A 19,710-nucleotide genomic window follows, 5' to 3' on the forward strand; every position below is an offset into this window, starting at 1 on the left:
AATGTAACGTTATTTTAAATAATAAATATTTTTTTCTATCTTGTAGAAATGTAAATGGGTAGAATTGGTTATGAAAATACTATTTTACTATATTGAAACAGATATTATTTTAATCGAAGATTACCCTCTTGTAGCTTATGTTTAATATCCTCCAAGGTTTTTTATCAAAAAAACTTGGAGGATATTAAACAATTCAACGCTCATTTAATATTACTAAATATAGTGGCTTTGGCGCTTGTATATGATATGAATACCATTGTACATCACTAGATAGATATATAGATCAACTAGATCAACCGGAACCGAAGTTATCGTCTAGCCGCATCAAGTTCAGATTGGCTATAAATCCGAAAATATTGAATTTTGTGACTCTCTAAAATCGCTCTTGCACCTGCCATATGGATATCAGTACTATTTAGGACTAATAGGTAATTGCCAATAGTCACTTGATGCTCATAATATCTGGCTAGCTCGTCAGGAATTCCTAAAGTAGTGTAGTTATTTTTGGAACTGCTAATATCTACCTCAGTCAGACCATTCAGGGTGTTTGTATCCTTAGCAATCACCGATACTTGACTCATCGGAAAGCCAGCAATTTTCAGTTCAGTAAGCGCTGTTTGTGTATCTTGGCGCGTAGAGAAAACACCAACTGCATTTTTATAGCGACTATTTGGGGTCGAGTATGGCTGAGAAATAACCCACTGTTGAATATTACAGCGATTAAAAACCCTCTTAGCAAGACGAATTTCTATATCTACCCCGGTTACTATCACTAAATAGTAACCTTTGCAAACTAGATTACTATAACCTTGTGCTTGCTCTTTAGGAATTCCTAAACCTAGCAACACACCATCCAAATCACCTGCGGTTACATTGATCGCACCACCTGCAGAAGCAATAGCGATCGCTATTGCTTCTGCTCCAGCTATGATGACTCGGCCTATACCAGGAATTACCCAGAGGACTAAACCGACTAATAAGCCAGTAACGGCTCCAGCAGTATCTTCTGAGGATGTATTGCCAGTGCTATCTTTGACTTCAACACTAGCAATATCATTTTGTTCTTCTGCATCCTGTGCAATTACGGAAACTTTGTGCATTGGAAAATTAGAAGCTTTTAGTTCCTGAAGTGCCAATTGTGCATCCGAACATCTAGCGAAAACTCCTATAGTTCTTCGCTCTTTTTCTAATGTCATTTTATCGGTTTATTGCAGCTAGAAGTGATTCCCAAGAGTGTTAGCTAATTTGAGCTTATTACACAGCCCGACGAGTCAATAGACCCCAAAGGAAAATCAGTAGCATAGCCCCAAGAACAGCAAATAAAATGCTTCCCAGGGAAAAAGCTCCTACAGATGCGGCGGCTGCTGAACTACTTCCTAGCAAAGTTTGACCCAAATAACCCCCGACAACGGCTCCAAGGATTCCTAAAACAATGGTGGAGAGAATACCGCCACCTTGGGTGCCTGGATAAAATAACTTAGCTAACGCACCTGCAATTAAACCCAAAACCAGCCAAGCAATAATGTTACCCATTGAATTTGTCCTTCGTGAAAATCTGCTTTGTTTGCTTTTGACTTTTTCATCTTAAAGTTTGCCGATAAAATTTCTGATCTATCTAGAGAACTAATAGCAAAAATCTTTAGATATCATTTTAATATTCACCAGGTCGTCTTTGAGGATGAATATATGAATTAGTGAATTGATCAAACTAGGGAAACTTAAAAACCTTAAATAAAAAATTAATAAACCACCACCTGGGAAGCATTATAATAATTTGTCGCACCAAACTAGCTGATTGAATTTGCTGTTGTGTGTATCAAGTTGTAATCGGATGGTGGGTAAATGCCTTTGCATAACTTTAACGGCTTAAAGCTTTTCGGGGAAAGTAGTGGGAATAGTTCTTTTCCGATTTCTTTGATTAGCGTCCGTGCTATGTGCTTTTGCTGCTGCAAGCCTGGATTGCCTTTGTATCCCAGATGTTTTGCACCCATGATGTATCACTAGGAACATCTGCTTCCATGCTCCTATGATTACAAGCAAATGCAGATTTAGGTTGCGATCGCCTGATCAATTGAGCGGCTCAAAATGAAATGCTAAAGTGAATAATCAAGCTTTTCCAGAGCCATATTACCCTGATCACAGATAAAATTTATATATGAACGCTACACAAGAAAAACTAAAACTTCAGCTTGAGCAGGCTTTAGTCGCGGCTTTTGGGGCTGACTTCGCTGGATTAGATCCAATTTTGGTTCCTGCTAGCAATCCTAAATTTGGTGATTATCAGGCGAATGTGGCTTTATCCCTGAGTAAAAAGAAAGGATTGCAACCAAGAGCGCTCGCAGCTGCGATCGTTGATAAATTAGATGTATCCGAAATCTGCGAACCACCAGAAATCGCCGGGCCAGGATTTATCAATCTGAAATTGAAAACGGCATACTTAGAAGCACAACTGAACGGGATTCAAGCTGATCCCAGACTGGGAGTTCCAGCCACGAAAACGCCCAAGCGGGAAATTGTGGATTTTTCTAGTCCGAATATTGCCAAAGAAATGCACGTCGGACACTTGCGTTCGACGATTATTGGTGATTCCATCGCCCGAATTTTAGAATTCCAAGGACACGATGTCCTGCGGTTAAATCATGTGGGTGATTGGGGTACGCAGTTTGGGATGTTAATCGCCTATCTGCGGGAAGTTTATCCAGATGCGCTTACCACCGCTAATGCTTTAGAGATTGGTGATTTAGTCTCTTTTTACCGCAAAGCCAAACTACGGTTTGATACAGATGCAGCTTTTCAAGAAACAGCACGCCAAGAAGTCGTCAGACTACAAGCAGGTGCAGAGGATACAATCCATGCTTGGAAACTACTGTGCGAACAGTCGCGGCGGGAGTTTCAAATAATTTATGACTTGCTAGATGTTCAAGTAATTGAACGTGGAGAATCTTTCTATAATCCTTTACTATCTGGCGTTGTCGAAGATTTAAATAAATCTGGGTTACTGGTAGAAAATCAAGGAGCGAAATGCGTTTTTCTGGAAGGGTTTACAAATAGAGAAGGTGAACCTTTGCCGTTAATTGTGCAGAAATCAGATGGCGGTTATAACTATGCCACAACTGATTTAGCATCCCTCCGCTACCGGATTCAGCAGGATCAAGCAAAGCGCATAATTTATGTAACAGATGCTGGACAAGGAAACCACTTTGCTCAATTTTTTCAGGTAGCACGCAAAGCCGGATGGATTCCCGATGATGTGGAATTAGTGCATATTCCCTTCGGGTTGGTGTTAGGAGAAGATGGTAAAAAATTCAAAACTCGTTCTGGGGATACTGTGCGGTTGCGGGATTTATTAGATGAAGCTGTTTCTCGTTCCTATGCTGACCTAAAAACTAGATTACAAGAAGAAGAACGCCAAGAAACTGAAGAATTTATTAATGAAGTTGCTAGGGTCGTTGGGATCAGTGCAGTTAAGTATGCAGACTTAAGCCAAAACCGCACCAGTAACTATATTTTCAGCTACGACAAAATGCTGGATCTCAAAGGTAATACTGCACCTTATATGCTGTATGTTTATGCCCGGATTCAGGGGATTAGCCGCAAGGGTGATATTAACTTTAAGAAGTTGGAAAACGATGCCGTCCTGTTGCAACATGAAACAGAATTAGCGCTGGCAAAATATTTACTTCAGCTGGATGAAGTTATTAGTAGTGTAGAGCAAGACTTGCTACCCAATCGTTTATGTGAATATTTGTATGAACTGAGTAAAAAGTTTAATCAGTTTTATGATCGCAATCAGGGAGTTCAGGTGTTGGAAGCCCAGGAACCACAGCGAACATCTCGCTTGATTTTATGTGATTTGACCGCTAGAACCCTGAAGTTAGGATTATCTTTGTTGGGAATTCAGGTATTGGAGAGGATGTAATACTAATTCGTAATTCGTAATTCATAATTCGTGGAGTTGGAAGAGGGCGTTTTATTGGAGGCGATCGCAAATGGTACAGACATCATCTAAAAACATAACTTTGGCGGAGTTTCTGATGCTACCAGAAACGAAGCCCGCTAGTGAGTACATCAATGGACAAATTATTGAGAAACCTATGGCACAGGGAGAACATAGCACTATTCAAGGTGAACTGATTATTTTTATTAATGCTGTCTTGAAACCCCAAAAAGTTGCACGAGCATATCCAGAACTGCGGTGTACATTTGGTGGCAGATCAATTGTCCCGGATGTAGCGGTATTTACTTGGGAGAGAATACCTCGCAAAGAAAATGGCAGGGTAGCAAATTTATTTTCAGCATCTCCCGATTGGACTATCGAGATTCTATCGCCTGATCAAAGACAAACGAAAGTTACAAAAAACATTTTACATTGTCTGAATTATGAAACACAAATGGGTTGGCTGATTGATCCAGAAGAACAAACAGTATTTGTGTACATCCGCAATCAACAGCCAGTCATGTTCGATGAATTAGAAGCTTTACTTCCTGTGCCAGATTTTGCAAGTGAGTTGAGGTTGACAGTAGGAAATTTATTTGGTTGGCTGTTGGAGTAAACCCAAGTATGTTAACAATTCAAAATTCAAAATTCAAACATTTTAGACATTTTCAGATGAAGAGGAGTGCGGTCTTGGGGTCTCCCCAAGAGGAGCAACTCCGGGGGATTTAAACCCCGACTGAAACTGGGGCTACCTGTAGAGGTAGGAGTCTTAAACCCTTTAATTTACGATAAACCGTGACAGGATCTGAATCAGGAAATAGAGCAAATGCAACAGGTTTTATGGGTAGGAATCGGTTGTAAACGGGGAACGTCATCGCAGTTGATTGATCGGGCAATTGAGCAAATATTTCGAGAAAATCAACTTTTTCAAAGTGCGATCGCAGGTCTTGCTACCATTGACACTAAAACCTCGGAAGTTGGTTTAGTAGAACTTTGCAACCTCCGCAATTTACCTCTAAAAACCTTTTCTGCCCAAATCCTTCGCTCTGTCTGTGTCCCCAACCCTGCCACAATTCCCGACCACAAAGTAGGTACACCTAGCGTAGCAGAGGCAGCTGCTATTCTTGCAGCTACTCAAACCCCGTTGTTTGCTGCTTCCCCCTTTACCAGTACAGAAGCTTTGAGAGTGAGGTTCTTATATCATGTCCGGGTAATTAGTTGTGATTCCCATAGTCATTGCACCCCACCCCTTAATCCCCTCCCCGCCGGCGGGGAGGGGAGACAAAACGCAGCTTTGGTGGGGTGGGGTTCTTCGGGTTTAATAAGCAATCAAGCGGACATGATATTAGTTCCTAAACAAATTTTCCAGTTACAAGGGCAACCAGGAGCGGTAACGCTAGCTGTTGCCCAAGCCTCAAATATGAGTATTACAATTTACTAATTTTTCTAGTCAACAACTCTCAACAAATAGTTAATTATGCTAGAAACAACTGCTAGCACAATTGAACCTAACAAAGCAGGTAGAAAGCCCTGAATCTCAAAACCATAACCAGGAGTTAGGGCACTTGCCAGCCAAAGGGTTAAGGCGTTGATCACTAATGTAAATAAACCAAAGGTGAGTAAGGTAATCGGAAACGTCAAAATCTGCAAAATTGGTCTAATAAATGCATTAACCAGACCAATAACAAGAGCAGCGACCAAGGCAGTCAAAAAATTCTTGATAAAGAATCCCGGAACAATATTAGCAGTAAGAAATAACGCCACCGCACTACCGAGCCAAGTTAATAAAAAGTGTTGCATAAGTTTTTTTAGATGAATTAGCCGTAAGTTTAATTAATTTCTGCTTGAGGTGTTCAATCAGATTGCTACTCATAATTTTTTATCCCCTCAATACTTGCTATTTTACCTGTTTTAGGGAATGAAGCAGCCATACTTTTTGAGGGGATATACAAAAAAAACCTGTTTCCACGCCGATGTCATCAAATAGATGTAACGGTAGTTAGCGATATATCATGCAAATGAGAATCAAAAGATTGAAATGGGAAACCTAAAGGTATCGGAAAAGAAAATCATGTAGTAATGAATCAGATGATCAGCGATCGCCCCATTTTATTTGAACCCAATCCTCAACGCAATGATGACTTTAGTTTGTCAGAGATGGTTAATCTGATTGCTGATACATTCGGCATTCAAATCCAACCACAGTATAAAGATACATTAAAGAAAAATCTTTTCACTCGCATCCGGGCGCTGGGATTATCCTCACTCAATGATTATTATCAGATATTGGTGGCAACAAATCAATTAATTCCCAGTGCGGTAGAGTGGCAAGAACTAATTTCTTTACTCACTGTCACTGAAACTTATTTTTTTCGGGATCAGGGGCAGATGTCGCTGCTCAAAAATCAGTTGCTCCCAGAGTTGATCGAGCGTAAACGGGATCTGAGTTTAACTCACTACAACCCTGCCAATGGACAATTTTATAGACCGACATTACGGCTTTGGAGTGCCGGCTGTTCGACAGGTGAAGAAGCTTACTCACTTGCGATTCTGGTAAAGGAACTGATCCCCGACAATCAGGCATGGGACATTCTGATTTTAGGCACAGATATTAATCAACCCGCGATCGCCCTAGCTCAACAAGGAATTTACAGCGATTGGTCTTTTCGGACAATCACTCCAGAGATCAAAAGTCGCTACTTTCAATCACACAAAAAAGGTTGGAAAATCGATCCTGCTATTCGAGCAATGGTCACATTTCAACCTGGAAACCTGATGCAGGATAACTACCCCACTTACGCGTCCAGGATTCACGATTTTGATTTGATTCTTTGTCGCAATGTGTTTATTTATTTTGATTTTAACGCGATCGCACAAGTTATAGATAAGTTTTACTGCTCTCTAGCACCGGGAGGGTTTCTGCTCACAGGTCACACAGAATTACACACACACAAAACTGAACCGTTTCAAGTCAAAAATTTTCCGCAATCTGCGGCTTATCAGAGGCATAACGCACTCAAAGAGAAGAGCAAAGACCTACATCCCCTAACCCCTGCTGCCAAATTTGAGAGCAGGGAAACCGAAATTTTTAACCCCTTTCTTCCAAGGTTGGGAACGGGCAGCGACGTGAGTATAAACACTCAAAAAAACCTTTTAGATACAGCCAAGCAATCGCTAATTCAAGAAGCTTATGCCGATGTAATTCAAATAGCGAAACAACTTATTGCTCTTGCCCCTCAACACTTTCAGGCATATTGTTTGATGGCAGAAGCTTACGCAAATTTTGGCGATTACTCTCAGGCAAATCAGGCGTGTCAGCAGGCACTCCAGATCAGCCCATTGGCGATCGAACCCTATCATTTGTTGGCTCAAATTGCCGAAGAGCAAGGAGATCATGACAGTGCAAAATCCTTCTTAAAACGTATTATTTATCTTGCTCCCAGTTCTGTTAATGCTCACATAGAATTGGGTTTTATATATGAACGAGAAGGAAATACAAAACAGGCTCAAAAAATCTGGCGATCGCTTTTAGAAATTTTGCAAAGTCTACCCCCAGAGCAAGTGATCGATTTCAATAACCAGCAAACCACTACCGAGTTAAAAGCACATGTTCTTAAGCATTTAAATTGAACCAATTATGAACGATCAATCCTACTTAATGTTTAAGCTCAATCACTCACGGTATGGCATTCCGGCTACAGCCGTGCAAGAACTCTTCTTTCTGCCAGAAGTGACTGCGATCGCCGAAACTCCTAGCACAATTTTGGGCGTGATTAATCTGCGAGGGAAGTTTCTGCCGGTGATGGATTTATATCACCGCTTAAAACAAGCACGTCCCCCCTTTCAATTGACTGACAGCATGATTGTCCTAGAGTGGCAAACTCAAAGAATCGGAATCATCGTCAGTCAAGTGGATAGTGTGCAAGCGATCGCGGCTGATCAAATCACTGCCAATGTCTGCGATCAGTCAAAAGAGAGTTTGCCGGATGGATTGATGATGGGCATTGCCAACGTTGAACAGGGAATTGTTACATTGCTCAATCCGGAAATATTGGTGCAACACGCCCTTATAGAGACTACTTTCAATCACAATTCTGATTTTAACAATAGCTCAGTCGATGATGCACTAAAACACCCATCTGATTCAGTCCTAAATCAGGACTTATATGATCATTTCGATTCCCAGGAGCGACAGATTTTTCAACAGCGATCTGAAACTCTCCGATGTTTGCTCGCTGACGAAAATTCGGCTGAACTTTTGCCTCTGGCTGTTGTGGGGTTGGCGGGGGAGTACTTCGGATTTAGCTTGGAAACGGTGCATGAGTTTACCGAGATTCATAAGATTACCCCGATTCCCTGCTGTCCACCACACATTGTTGGCAACATCAATTTGCGGGGTGAAATTGTCACATTAATCAATATCAATGATGTCGTTGATCTGCCCATGAATGCAGTGCGATCGCATCAGCATGCCGTTGTGGTTCGTCTGGATCAACGGGTGGCAGGCATTGCCGTCGATGACATTTTTGATGTGACGTATATTCATCCCTCCCAAATCACCACGACTCCAATTGCTCTGCATTCTGTCAAGGACGACTATCTCCAGGGTGTCGCACCCTATCGAGACCGGATGATGAGCATCATCAATTTGTCTAAACTGCTCACTTCAGAGGTGTTGGTTGTCAATGAAGAGATTTAATAAGTGGTCATGAAAAATAAATTATCTAGTTCAAAAATGGAACAGGAAACTCCCAACAGAGAAGGGATATAGCAATTTCAGTCCGATTAAAAAATAGCTATATCTAAATGGTAATAACGGCAATATCTGGAAATTTTCAAACTCATTCACTCATAGAAGATAACAAAATGAAAAGTAAGCAAAATTGCAAATTGAGATATTGGATTATTGGCGGGTATGCGGTTCCCATGCTCGCATTGTTAGTTTCTGCGGGGCTGATATTCATCAATATCAACCTAGTGACTCAGCGAGCGCAGAATTTAGTTTCTTCCTATAACGTTAATTCAGCGATTAATGCCCTTGCCACAAATGTGCAAAGCGGTTCTAAGTCAGTTCGGGGCTATTTGTTAGAAAAAAATCAGACATCCTTTGACGAATACCAAAAATCTCAAAAAAACTTCAACGAACTTTTGTCAAAGTTAATGTCGCTTGCCAGAACGGAGCAAGAGCGACAGTCGTTAACCAAGCTAGAGGGGCTGCTGAATAATTTGATGGTTGTCGAGGATGATTTGATTGCCAAAGTGAATCAGGGCAAAGTTCAGGAAGCTATTGAAACCTGGAGTCAGGAAAATGCCCGCAGTATGGTTGATGACCTGACAAGTGTGATCAATGAAATTCAGCGGCGAGAAGACCAGAATGTGATCGCGGCTGCTAAACAACAGCAAAGAGCGCTCGATACGCTCAAGCTAACCATCCTGTCCACAACTGGACTTTCCTTGCTGTTGTCGGTTTTGATTGGCATCTGGCTAATTAGCCGCACTGCTCGACGGATAAATGAATCAGCTAGTGCGATCGCCACCTCGACGGCTGAAATTGCCACCACCATCGAGCAACAAGAGCGCACTGCCAACCAACAGGCAGCTTCGGTCAGCGAGACCACCACTACAATGGACGAACTCAGCGCCTCTGCCCAACAGTCTGCCCAGCAAGCATCCACTGCCTCCACCAGCGCTCAACAGGTCTTAAATTTGGCAGATCAAGGCAATCAATCACTCACCCGTACCCTGGAAGGGATGGCAGCCTTGAGCCACAGAGTGAGTGCGGTAGCAGACCAAATGCTGCGCCTGACCGAACAAACCAAGCAAATTGGCACTATTTCCGGGTTAGTGAGTGACTTAGCAAATCAGACTAATATGCTGGCGCTAAATGCAGCAGTGGAGGCAGTGCGGGCAGGGGAACAGGGTAAGGGCTTTGCAGTCGTCGCCGCCGAAATTCGCAAACTGGCAGATCAAAGCAAGAAATCGGCTGAAAAAATTAATGTGCTGGTCAATGACATTCAATCCGCCATCAACTCAACCGTTGTGATGACGGATGAAAGCACAAAAACTGCCGAACAGGGTGCGGTAATGACTAAGCAGACAGTGGAAGTGTTCAGCAGTGTCACCGATGCCGTGAATCGGATGGTATTGAATATTCAGCAAATCTCGCTCAACGCCAATCAGCAAGCAATAGCGGTTCAGCAAATTTTACAGGCAATGAATGCACTCAAGAACTCTGCTAGAGAGACAGCCATCGGCATCAGTCAGACTCGCGTTAGCACTCACGAACTCAATAACGCAGCCTCCAAACTACAGAGTGTTGTGTAATCTTTCCTTGATTCAAAAGTCTGATCGGGAGGGTGCAAATAACGGCAATATCTGGAAATTATCGAACTTATTCACTCACAGCAGATAACAAAATGCAAAGTAAGCAAAATTGGAAATTGAGATATTGGATTATTGGCGGGTATGCCGTTCCTGTGCTGGCATTGTTAGTTTCTGCTGGTGCAACAGTCATAAATATCAACACGCTGAACCAACGATCGGAAGACTTAGTTCGTTCTTACGAGGTGAATTCAATTATTAATAGCCTTGCTATTAATGTGCAAAGCGGTTCTAAGTCAGTTCCGGACTATTTGTTGGAAAAAAATCAAGGGACGCTTGAGAGCTACCGCAAAGCTCAGAAGAACTCCCAGGAATTTCTCGCAAAAATGACGAAATTTACTAAATCAGAACAGGAAAGACAGTTTTTAACCAAACTGGAGAAAGAGATGAATAAGCTGACTACTTTGCAGGAAAACCTAATTGCAAAGGTAGATCAGGGCAAAGTCAGAGAAGCAGTTGAAATCTGGATCAAGGGAAATCTACACGCTCAGGTTGAGGAAATTACAAGCTTGATCGGAGAAATACTGCTTCGAGAAGACCAAAATGTTGCAACCGCCGCGAAACAGCAGCAAGAGGCACTCAATGCCCTCAAGTTCACCGTGATGTTAGCAAGTGGACTCTCCCTGACGCTATCTATTTTGATTGGCATCTGGGTTATTAGCCGCACTGCCCGACAGATGAACGCCTCTGCCAGCGCGATCGCGGCTTCTACAACCGAAATTGCCACGACCATCGAGCAACAAGAACGCGCCACCATCCAACAAGCCAGTTCAGTCAACCAAACCACCATCACAATGGATCAGTTGAGGGCTTCCTCCCGCCAGTCTGCCGAACAAGCAGAAGCCTCAGCCGCAGGGGCGCGGCAGGTGTTGTTGCTGGTAGACGGTCGTACTCAAGAGGGGCAAACCAGCCAATCGAGCCTACGAGAAAAAGTAGGCGACATTGCCACGCAAATTCTCCACCTGAGCGAACAAACCAATCAAATTGGCATGATCTCCGCCCTTGTGAGTGACCTGGCAAGTCAAACCAATATGCTGGCGCTGAACGCGGCAGTGGAAGCGGTGCGAGCCGGGGAACATGGCAAAGGTTTTGCGGTTGTTGCTGCCGAAATTCGCAAACTGGCAGATCAAAGCAAGAAATCGGCTGAAAAAATTAATGTACTAGTCGTAGACATTCAAAAATCGACCAATTCCACCGTCATAGTCACTGGTGAAGGTACTAAAACCGTAGAAAAGATTGTAGATGCTATCAAAACGATCGCGGTGAATGGTCAGCAAATTTCCCTGACTTCTAATCAACAGGCGATCGCCGTTCAACAGGTGGTAGAAGCCATGAACTCGCTCAACATTACTGCCAGAGAAACCGCTTCTGGCATCAGTCAAATTAAAGTTGGTACACAACGGCTGAATGATGCCGCTCAGGAACTAAAAGCCGTTGTCTAAAAATGTATTGGAGTTACAGGTATGTTGAAGAATATGTCTCTGCACGGAAGATTGATGGGTTCATTTTTGCTCATGGGCGGTGTCATTTTGGTGATCGGATCTGTCGGTTGGCGGGGTACTCATCAATTAAGCAGCGATATCGACACCCTCAGCTATAACAGCCTCCCCAGCATCAATGGATTGTGGAGAATTAATGAAGGGCAGACCCAAATCCAGTCGATAGAACGAGCGATTATCGACCCAGAACTAGCTTCTGCAACCAAACAATCTGAGTTAAATCGAATGCAGACAGCCTGGAAGCAGATTGACGCAGGCTTTGAGGAATATGATGCCGCGCCCCGCGATCCCGACGAGGACAAACTCTACCAAACATTTAAGCAACAGTGGCAGGCGTGGAAGCAGGATCATGCCGCCTATCTTCAGGCTTACCAGAACTTTACTCAGTTAGGTATTGCAAACCCCACTGCCAGACAGCTTGAATTGACCAGTCAAAGGCGGGAGAATTCTCCAGAAATGAAGGCGGCGATCGCTGCCACCGATCAACTAAAAAAACTTAGACAAAACGCTGTTGCCAAAAATGATCTTTCCTTTGCGGTTGCGACTAACTCATTGTTGCAATTGATCAAAATTAATCAGGATACTGCTGAAGATGCAAATAAAGCCGCCAGTGAAGATACCCGCTTGACCACAAGTTGGGTGATTACTGGTATCATTGTCGATCCTCTGGGGGCAATCTTACTAGGAATATTTCTGAGCAACAAAATAGCTAAACCGTTGACCGGCAAAATTGCTCAAATTGTTCAAACAATGGCTGCCTCCACTAATGAAATCGCCGCGACGGTTGAGCAGCAAGAACGGACTGCTACCCGACAGGCAGCTTCGGTGAATCAAACCACCATCACCATTGATGAATTGGGAGCCTCATCGCAGCAATCAGCCGAACAAGCAGAATCTGCAGCAGCAGGCGCACGACAAGCGTTGACCCTTGCAAGTAACGGTAGTGAAGCTGTAAAACGTACCCTCAAGGGTATGGAAACCCTACGGCAAAAAGTAGGAGCCATTGCCGATCACATTACACGCTTAAATGAACAAACTAAGCAGATTGCCAGTATCTCTAGTCTGGTGGGCGAGTTGGCAATTCAGACCAATATGCTGGCGTTAAATGCAGCTGTGGAAGCAGTCCGGGCAGGGGAACATGGTAAAGGCTTTGCCGTTGTCGCTGCTGAAATTCGCAAACTAGCAGACCAGAGCAAAAAATCAACTGAAAAGATCAACACCTTGGTAGGGGACATTGAATCTGCCATCAGCACCACTGTCGTTGTCACCCATGAAGGTACTAAAACTGTGGAAGAAGGGACGCGAATTGCCCAGGAAACGTCAGAATCCTTTGCAGGTGTGGAAGGTGCAGTGAATAAGATTGTCCTCAACAGTCAACAGATTTCACTCAATATCAACCAGCAAGCGATCGCCATTCAGCAAATTGTCTCTGCCATGAATGACCTGAATATTGCTGCGCGTGAAACTGCCAATGGCATTAGCCAGATCCGCTCTGGTACTGAACAACTAAAGGAGTCAGCGCAAACACTCAAGGCAACCATTTAGCGACGTGTGTAAAATCCAAAATTCACTCCTCTAACCTCTGCCATAACATTATGATCATCGATGATGAAGAACTGAGAGACGTTTTTAAAGTAGCCAGCGAAGAACACCTGCAAAACCTGGATGATGGATTGCTGCATCTGGAAAACCACCCCGATGATCTGGCTGTCCTAGAAGCCTTGATGCGAGAGGCGCATTCTCTGAAAGGCGATGCCAATATGTTGGGAGTTAAAGATGTAGGCACTCTGGCACATCAGATTGAGCATGTTTTGACTCAACTCAAGCGGCAAGAAAACCCTGTATCCTCGTTGGATAATGGTACGACAGACGCACCCTATGAACGCCTAGCTCATGCGATCGCCGCCATCCGCAAACTAGTTCACGAAGCCGTCACCGGAGAACCTGCCAGAGTTGATACATTTTATGCTCTAGCTGAATTGATGGGAGCGGAGCAGGGCAAAGGAGAAGAGAGTGGAAATCAGGAGACAGAATTCAGGAGCCAGGAGCCAGAAGCCAACGGTATTGAATTCACAAATACAGTCAAGAACAAGACCCTTGAGAGAAATCAAGAGGAAAACAGATCAATCCAAAATCCAAAATCTAAAATCCAAAATCCCTCCTACCGCATCGAAACCATCCGCGTTGGCACTCGCCAACTGGATACGTTGATGACACAAGCAGGAGAGTTAACTGTAACCAAAATTCGGATTGCTCATCGGCTGGGAGAAATTGAGGCGATCGCCAATCTGTGGGAAGAATGGAACCGAGATTTGTTCACTAATCGGTTTGCCTTCAGCCGAGAGCAAGAGGGTAACGTCGTCCTGAAGCGTCTAAAAACTTTTCATCATCACTCTGAAGAACGATTAGAGCAATTGGGTCATTTGGTGAAAACCCTGCAAAGTTCCCTTTCAGAAGACACAACCCGACTGGAACAACTGAGTGGCGATCTAGAAGAGGGGATTCGTTCTCTGCGATTGCTGCCCTTTGCAACCATCTTCAACCTCTTCCCCCGGATGGTGCGCGATCTGGCGCAGCACCAGGGAAAATTGGTGGAGTTGATCCTGGAAGGCAAAGACACCCTTGCCGACAAACGCCTGTTGGAAGAAATGAAAGATCCGCTAATGCATATCCTGCGAAATGCGATCGATCACGGGATTGAGCCACCACAGGAACGGGAACGGCTAAGAAAACCAAGAACGGCAACGATTCGGCTCAGGGCTTACCAAACTCCCACTAACATTGTGCTGGAAATCAGTGATGATGGCCGGGGGCTTGACCTGGATAAAATCAAACAAATAGCGGTGAAACGGCGCATTTGCGGGGAGGAAGAATCAGCGACAATGACTCCCAGCCAGATCCAGGCGTTGATCTTCGCACCGGGCTTTTCAACAGCCCCCCTAGTGACAGAATTATCAGGACGGGGTGTGGGGCTGGATGTGGTGCAAACCAATGTCGAGAAATTGAAAGGCACCATTGAGGTGGAATCCTTTCCTGGACGAGGATGTACCCTGCGTGTCAATCTCGGTATCACCTTGGCAACCGCCCATGTCTTGATTGTGCAAGTGAACGAAATGCCCTATGGCATCCCAGTGGAGTTTGTGCAAACCGCCTGCTTGATCAGGTCAGAAGAGATTTTTCCCTTGGAGGGGCATGATACAGTAATTCGGGATAGCAAACCCATTTCGATAGTGCAATTGGCTGATCTATTAGAACTGCCACCAATGCCATCTGGGTTAACTCAAGAAACGGCGCTTTCCTGCATTATTCTTCAGGTTGGGCAAGAACAACTGGGTGTGGTGGTAGATGCCTTAGTGGATGAGCAAGATGTAGTGATTAAACCTCAAAGTCAGTTGCTTAAACGAGTCCGCAATGTTTCTGGGGCAACAATTTTAGGCACTGGAGATGTGTGTATGGTGTTGAATCCCCAGGATTTGGTGAAGTCAGCCCGATCGCGATCGCAGTCCATCTCTTCTACCCAAGTTCGTCAAGTTGCACCCACAAAACAAACCGTCTTATTAGTCGAAGATTCTATTGCCACACGCACTCAAGAAAAGCGGATTTTAGAAACGGCAGGTTATCAAGTTATTACTGCCGTGGATGGTCTGGATGGATTGAACAAACTGCGATCGCAGTTTGTTGATGCCGTTGTCACCGATGTGCAAATGCCAAATCTCGATGGCTTGGGGTTAACTGCCAAAATCCGCCAATATCAGGAATATAGCGATTTACCAATTATCCTGGTTACTTCCCTTGCTAGCGATGAAGATAAACGTCGGGGTGCGGAAGCCGGAGCCAATGCCTACATTATCAAAGGTAGCTTTAATCAAGAAGCTTTGCTGTCAACTCTCCAAAGGTTAGTGTAGTGGTTTTCAGATGAATCAAGAACAATTTTTTCGTAGGATGTGAACTTACTCTCAACCAATGAAAAACTCTGCCCCAATTCGCGTCTTTCTGGTGGAGGATTCCCTCGTCGCCTTAACCATCCTTAAGCGGATTCTGGCGAGTTCCTCAGAAATGAATGTGGTGGGAACTGCTCCCAATGGCGTGGAAGCATTGGAGCGAATTCCAGCCGCACAGCCCCAAGTAATCTGCACCGATCTACACATGCCCAAAATGGATGGACTGGAACTAACCCGGCGGATTATGGCAGACTATCCCCGTCCTATTCTGGTGATCAGCGCCTCCGTCAACACCCAAGAAGATTCCCGCAATGTTTTTAAACTGCTGCAAGCAGGTGCTTTAGATGTCTTCCCCAAACCTAGTATCGACTCCCTTTCAGACTATGAACAGGTCAAGAACGAATTAATCAACCGGATCAGAGTTCTGGCAGGGGTTACAGTCTTTACTCGTCACACTTCTAGAACTGCGACGGTAGAACCCAAAACGCAGCCTGTTAGCCCCAAAAGTCAGCTAGAAGCATTCAGCCCCAAACCTGTCAGTAACTCGCAATTCCTCATTGCTAATTCGCCGTTCTGCCTGGCCAAAGTCGTGGCGATCGGCGCCTCCACAGGCGGTCCCCAGGCATTGCACACGATCCTGAAACAACTGCCTGCAAACTTTCCCGTACCCATTCTGTGTGTTCAACATATCAGCGAAGGATTTCTGCAAGGACTGGTAGATTGGCTGCAAGGAGAATGTTTCCTGCGGGTGACGATCGCCCAACCGGGAGAATTTCCCAAGCCGGGTACCGTCTACTTTGCTCCCGAACGACACCACCTGCAACTCAACACTCAAGGGCGATTAATCACCGTCAGCACTCCTCCCGTCTCCGGGCATCGTCCCTCTGTCACAGCATTGTTTCAAACCGTTGCTACCTGCTACCCGCGATCGGCAATTGGCATTTTGCTGACTGGTATGGGACGGGATGGCGCAGATGGATTACAAGCGATCGCCCAAGCCGGAGGCACCACCATTGCTCAGAATGAACAAACCTGCGTTGTCTTCGGGATGCCCAAAGAAGCGATCGCTCTGGGAGCCGCCCAACACATTTTGCCAATTAGCGAAATTGCTCCCATGCTCTTGAATCGAATCTCCAGTTTTCGGGTAGTTTAGGCATCCACCTAGTACAGGTCGGCGGAAATAAACAACCCATTTTAAATCAACGAAACGCTTACGCTGTATACCTGTTTGACCCAACTTTTGGAGAGGCTGCGCCAACGACTTCGCTCAGGGTCAACGCCGAGCAAAGTCGAGGCGTTGACTTTTGACTTTTGCCTTGCGGTACTAGCCCTCTTTGTCCCCCCGCAAGATTTTTTTCTCATTCATCCAAAAAAGCAGATCAGGTGCGAATAAATTTTCGTACAGCTTCTCGCAATTGTTCAGCATCAAAAGGTTTGATCAGATATTCTGTTGCACCTGCCAGATGCCCCTTCACCCGGTCGAAGGGGGAATCTTGAGAAGTCACCATAATCACGGGCAAATGCTGAAACTGGGGTAGGCTTCGCACTGTGCGGCAAAACTCCAACCCATTTACATCCGGCATCTGTACATCCAATAGTAAGACTGAAATCGGTTGATGATAAATGATCGACAGGGCATCAACCGCGTTAGCGGCTGTCATCACTTGATAACCCGGTTCTAAGGCTCGTTTAATCATTTGATGAATCACAGGGCTATCATCAAGCGCGAGAACAATCGGTGAGCTTGTCGTACCATTTGACATACTTTACACTCGATGAATCAATCATCGTTGGCCATTACTCTAGCATTCCGAAAGCAAAACTTGAACAATCGATATTTTGATAATTTTATACACACTTCAAGTACTTTTAAGCAGAGGCTCAACCGGAATTTGAATCCAGAACTCGCTACCTTTTTCCAGTTCTGATGAGCATTTTAAAATGCCACCATGTTTTTCAACCACAATTTGATAGCTGATGGACAGTCCCAGCCCGGTTCCCTTACCAATTGGTTTGGTGGTGAAAAATGGATTGAACAGTTTTTGCTGGGTTGTTTCTGTCATCCCAGAACCGTTATCTCGAATTCGAATCACTACACTATCCGCGTAGGAGAGTTGGGATAGATGAGAACTATCCGATTTTTGTCTACTAATGAGTTGTGTTTCAATGGTAATGATGGGATTAGGCGTTTCATCTAAGGCATCGATCGCGTTACCCAAAAGATTCATGAATACTTGATTCAATTGCCCCGCATAACAATCAACAGGCGGTAAATTTTCGTATGCTTTAATCACTTGTATCTCAAACTTGCCACTGGTTAATTTCAAGCGACTTTTCAAAATCAACAACGTGTTGTCAATCCCTTCATGGATATCCACAGGTTTCATCTCAGCTTCATCCAGGCGCGAGAAATTCCGCAAAGACAAGACAATTTGCCGAATTCGTTCTGCACCCATTCGCATCGACGATAATAGACTGGGCAGGTCTTGTCTTAGGAAATCAAAGTCCATCGCCTCCATCTTTTCTTCAATAGCAGCAGTCGCATTGGGACAGGTTGCCTGATAAAGATCCAATAATTCCAGCAAATCCTGGACATAGGCGGTTGCATAAGCAATATTGCCGTTAATAAAGTTCACCGGGTTGTTGATTTCGTGGGCAACTCCGGCAACCAATTCCCCCAGGCTCGACATCTTCTCTTGCTGCACCAGTTGCATTTGGGTTTGCTGCAACTGGCTCAGTGCGTTCCCCAGATAGGTTGCTTGAGTTTGGGCAGCAAAGGCGGTTGCTTGAGTTTGGGCAAGCAGTTCTGCCTGGTCAAGGGCGATCGCCACTTGATCGGTGACAGCTTTGAGTAACCGGACTTCGCTATCAGTCCATTGGCGAGAACCGCGACAGTGATGGCAAATAATAGCACCCAATTGACCAGAATGGGTTCTGAGTGGCAGCAACAGCACCGAGCTTACTCCCAGTTGGCGCAGCAGGGAGTGATCCTCCGGGGTCAGTGCCTCTGAAGTAGCAGAAACATCTTCAATTCTTAGCATATCTAGATCTAAGATGGTTTTTGCCAGGATGGAGCCATGCCCAAGGGAAAGTTCTCCCAGTGCCATGCAAATCTCTGGGTTAGTAGCTTCGTGAGTCACCATAAAGTTGAACTGATCTTTGTTGGGCAGACACCATACAAAGTCACAGCGATCAACTTGCAACAGAGTATGAATCTCATTCACCGCCGTTTGTAAAATCGTGTCCAGATCCAGAGAATTACGGATTTGAGTTGCCAGATTAAACAAAATTGAATCTTGTTGACCAAGCAATTCCTGAGTAATCAATTGCTGTTTTAGTTGTTTGATTTCCGGGATTATTTGACGCAGCTTCGTGGTGTTGCGCTTTAGCTCAAACTGCGCCATTGCTTGGTGGCTGAGTGTCTGCAATCCTTTTCGTTGTTTCTGGTTCAGGTGACGCAGTTCGGAGTCCATGACGCAGAGTGTACCCAGGACGCAACCGCCAGCCGTTACCAGTGGGACTCCGGCATAAAACCGGATATTGGGAGCATTTATGACGAGGAAATGGGTGGCAAAGTGGGGATCAGCCAGGGTATCTGGAATCACAAAGACATCTAACTGGCGAATGGTGTGGTTACAAAACGCGAGGTCTCGTCGAATTTCTGTTAATGTGATTCCAACCTTAGACTTAACCCACAGGCGATCGGCTCCGATAAAACTCACCAACGCTATTGAAGTTTGGCACAGATCCGCCGCTAGTACTGTCAAGTCATCCAATGCCTGATCGGGTGCGATATCCAAACTCTGAAACTGATATACTGCTTTAAGTCGTGTCAGTTCGTTGGTGCAAGGCATCTTTGTACAGGAAAGCATCGAATCAAGTAGTAATTCCGAAATTTTCATCGTTTTTTAATTAAGGCGTGATTGACAAGGAGTGAGAAGATGCTGACTGC

General features: G+C 44.6%; 16 protein-coding genes. 10 read left to right on the forward strand and 6 right to left on the reverse strand.

Annotation, left to right across the window (positions count from 1 at the left end; genetic code table 11):
* Positions 1 to 308 precede the first annotated feature (308 nt).
* From V7K36_RS02125 to V7K36_RS33930, 3 genes are all read right to left on the reverse strand, one after another.
* The gene (locus V7K36_RS02125; protein ID WP_335112800.1) at positions 309 to 1,196 is read right to left on the reverse strand and encodes a hypothetical protein; all 888 of its coding nucleotides are present in this window, start codon (positions 1,194 to 1,196) and stop codon (positions 309 to 311) included.
* A gap of 58 nt (positions 1,197 to 1,254) precedes the next feature.
* Positions 1,255 to 1,533: a GlsB/YeaQ/YmgE family stress response membrane protein gene (locus V7K36_RS02130; RefSeq protein WP_334692088.1), complete on the reverse strand. Its 279-nt coding sequence runs from the start codon at positions 1,531 to 1,533 to the stop codon at positions 1,255 to 1,257.
* A 254-nt stretch (positions 1,534 to 1,787) separates the two neighbouring features.
* Complete coding sequence (locus V7K36_RS33930; RefSeq protein WP_442948424.1) at positions 1,788 to 1,991, reverse strand: hypothetical protein; 204 nt, start codon at positions 1,989 to 1,991, stop codon at positions 1,788 to 1,790.
* Between the two features lie 164 nt (positions 1,992 to 2,155).
* Between V7K36_RS33930 and argS the strand changes: the two genes are divergently transcribed.
* From argS to V7K36_RS02150, 3 genes are all read left to right on the forward strand, one after another.
* Positions 2,156 to 3,919: an arginine--tRNA ligase gene (argS, locus tag V7K36_RS02140; protein WP_335112802.1), complete on the forward strand. Its 1,764-nt coding sequence runs from the start codon at positions 2,156 to 2,158 to the stop codon at positions 3,917 to 3,919.
* A 70-nt stretch (positions 3,920 to 3,989) separates the two neighbouring features.
* Positions 3,990 to 4,553 carry a Uma2 family endonuclease gene (locus tag V7K36_RS02145; RefSeq protein ID WP_335112804.1) on the forward strand — a complete coding sequence of 188 codons (564 nt, stop codon included), beginning with the start codon at positions 3,990 to 3,992 and terminating at the stop codon, positions 4,551 to 4,553.
* Between the two features lie 210 nt (positions 4,554 to 4,763).
* Positions 4,764 to 5,378 carry a cobalamin biosynthesis protein gene (locus V7K36_RS02150; protein WP_335112806.1) on the forward strand — a complete coding sequence of 205 codons (615 nt, stop codon included), beginning with the start codon at positions 4,764 to 4,766 and terminating at the stop codon, positions 5,376 to 5,378.
* A gap of 5 nt (positions 5,379 to 5,383) precedes the next feature.
* Here the strand turns inward: V7K36_RS02150 and V7K36_RS02155 are convergent, their stop codons facing one another.
* The gene (locus V7K36_RS02155; protein WP_335112808.1) at positions 5,384 to 5,737 is read right to left on the reverse strand and encodes a phage holin family protein; all 354 of its coding nucleotides are present in this window, start codon (positions 5,735 to 5,737) and stop codon (positions 5,384 to 5,386) included.
* Between the two features lie 279 nt (positions 5,738 to 6,016).
* Here V7K36_RS02155 and V7K36_RS02160 point away from each other — a divergent pair, with 279 nt between their 5' ends.
* The 7 genes from V7K36_RS02160 to cheB all read left to right on the forward strand — a co-directional run bounded on the left by V7K36_RS02160 (position 6,017) and on the right by cheB (position 16,911).
* The gene (locus tag V7K36_RS02160; protein WP_335112810.1) at positions 6,017 to 7,567 is read left to right on the forward strand and encodes a CheR family methyltransferase; all 1,551 of its coding nucleotides are present in this window, start codon (positions 6,017 to 6,019) and stop codon (positions 7,565 to 7,567) included.
* 7 nt (positions 7,568 to 7,574) lie between these two features.
* The gene (locus V7K36_RS02165; protein WP_335112812.1) at positions 7,575 to 8,636 is read left to right on the forward strand and encodes a chemotaxis protein CheW; all 1,062 of its coding nucleotides are present in this window, start codon (positions 7,575 to 7,577) and stop codon (positions 8,634 to 8,636) included.
* A 167-nt stretch (positions 8,637 to 8,803) separates the two neighbouring features.
* Entirely contained in the window at positions 8,804 to 10,261 is a 1,458-nt protein-coding gene (locus V7K36_RS02170; RefSeq protein ID WP_335112813.1) for a methyl-accepting chemotaxis protein, read from the forward strand.
* Positions 10,262 to 10,353: 92 nt separating this feature from the next.
* Positions 10,354 to 11,760 carry a methyl-accepting chemotaxis protein gene (locus tag V7K36_RS02175; RefSeq protein ID WP_335112815.1) on the forward strand — a complete coding sequence of 469 codons (1,407 nt, stop codon included), beginning with the start codon at positions 10,354 to 10,356 and terminating at the stop codon, positions 11,758 to 11,760.
* Between the two features lie 21 nt (positions 11,761 to 11,781).
* Positions 11,782 to 13,362, forward strand: a complete 1,581-nt coding sequence (locus V7K36_RS02180; RefSeq protein ID WP_335112817.1) for a HAMP domain-containing methyl-accepting chemotaxis protein — start codon at positions 11,782 to 11,784, stop codon at positions 13,360 to 13,362.
* A 50-nt stretch (positions 13,363 to 13,412) separates the two neighbouring features.
* Positions 13,413 to 15,722 carry a hybrid sensor histidine kinase/response regulator gene (locus V7K36_RS02185; protein ID WP_335112819.1) on the forward strand — a complete coding sequence of 770 codons (2,310 nt, stop codon included), beginning with the start codon at positions 13,413 to 13,415 and terminating at the stop codon, positions 15,720 to 15,722.
* Positions 15,723 to 15,780: 58 nt separating this feature from the next.
* Positions 15,781 to 16,911, forward strand: a complete 1,131-nt coding sequence (gene cheB, locus V7K36_RS02190; RefSeq protein WP_335112821.1) for a chemotaxis-specific protein-glutamate methyltransferase CheB — start codon at positions 15,781 to 15,783, stop codon at positions 16,909 to 16,911.
* A 226-nt stretch (positions 16,912 to 17,137) separates the two neighbouring features.
* Here the strand turns inward: cheB and V7K36_RS02195 are convergent, their stop codons facing one another.
* Both V7K36_RS02195 and V7K36_RS02200 read right to left on the reverse strand, forming a co-directional pair.
* On the reverse strand, positions 17,138 to 17,521 hold the full coding sequence (locus V7K36_RS02195; RefSeq protein WP_334828129.1) for a response regulator: 384 nt from the start codon (positions 17,519 to 17,521) through the stop codon (positions 17,138 to 17,140).
* A gap of 96 nt (positions 17,522 to 17,617) precedes the next feature.
* Entirely contained in the window at positions 17,618 to 19,660 is a 2,043-nt protein-coding gene (locus V7K36_RS02200; RefSeq protein ID WP_335112823.1) for a GAF domain-containing sensor histidine kinase, read from the reverse strand.
* Between the last annotated feature and the right edge of the window lie 50 nt (positions 19,661 to 19,710).

This window comes from Nostoc sp., from assembly GCF_036919555.1.
Taxonomy (GTDB): Bacteria; Cyanobacteriota; Cyanobacteriia; order Cyanobacteriales; family Nostocaceae; genus Nostoc.

Coding starts and splice junctions, on each gene's coding strand:
- V7K36_RS02125 (WP_335112800.1), bottom strand. CDS start 1,196: ATGACATTAGAAAAAGAGCGAAGAACTATAGGAGTTTTCGCTAGATGT.
- V7K36_RS02130 (WP_334692088.1), bottom strand. CDS start 1,533: ATGGGTAACATTATTGCTTGGCTGGTTTTGGGTTTAATTGCAGGTGCG.
- V7K36_RS33930 (WP_442948424.1), bottom strand. CDS start 1,991: ATGGGTGCAAAACATCTGGGATACAAAGGCAATCCAGGCTTGCAGCAG.
- argS (WP_335112802.1), top strand. CDS start 2,156: ATGAACGCTACACAAGAAAAACTAAAACTTCAGCTTGAGCAGGCTTTA.
- V7K36_RS02145 (WP_335112804.1), top strand. CDS start 3,990: ATGGTACAGACATCATCTAAAAACATAACTTTGGCGGAGTTTCTGATG.
- V7K36_RS02150 (WP_335112806.1), top strand. CDS start 4,764: ATGCAACAGGTTTTATGGGTAGGAATCGGTTGTAAACGGGGAACGTCA.
- V7K36_RS02155 (WP_335112808.1), bottom strand. CDS start 5,737: ATGCAACACTTTTTATTAACTTGGCTCGGTAGTGCGGTGGCGTTATTT.
- V7K36_RS02160 (WP_335112810.1), top strand. CDS start 6,017: ATGAATCAGATGATCAGCGATCGCCCCATTTTATTTGAACCCAATCCT.
- V7K36_RS02165 (WP_335112812.1), top strand. CDS start 7,575: ATGAACGATCAATCCTACTTAATGTTTAAGCTCAATCACTCACGGTAT.
- V7K36_RS02170 (WP_335112813.1), top strand. CDS start 8,804: ATGAAAAGTAAGCAAAATTGCAAATTGAGATATTGGATTATTGGCGGG.
- V7K36_RS02175 (WP_335112815.1), top strand. CDS start 10,354: ATGCAAAGTAAGCAAAATTGGAAATTGAGATATTGGATTATTGGCGGG.
- V7K36_RS02180 (WP_335112817.1), top strand. CDS start 11,782: ATGTTGAAGAATATGTCTCTGCACGGAAGATTGATGGGTTCATTTTTG.
- V7K36_RS02185 (WP_335112819.1), top strand. CDS start 13,413: ATGATCATCGATGATGAAGAACTGAGAGACGTTTTTAAAGTAGCCAGC.
- cheB (WP_335112821.1), top strand. CDS start 15,781: ATGAAAAACTCTGCCCCAATTCGCGTCTTTCTGGTGGAGGATTCCCTC.
- V7K36_RS02195 (WP_334828129.1), bottom strand. CDS start 17,521: ATGTCAAATGGTACGACAAGCTCACCGATTGTTCTCGCGCTTGATGAT.
- V7K36_RS02200 (WP_335112823.1), bottom strand. CDS start 19,660: ATGAAAATTTCGGAATTACTACTTGATTCGATGCTTTCCTGTACAAAG.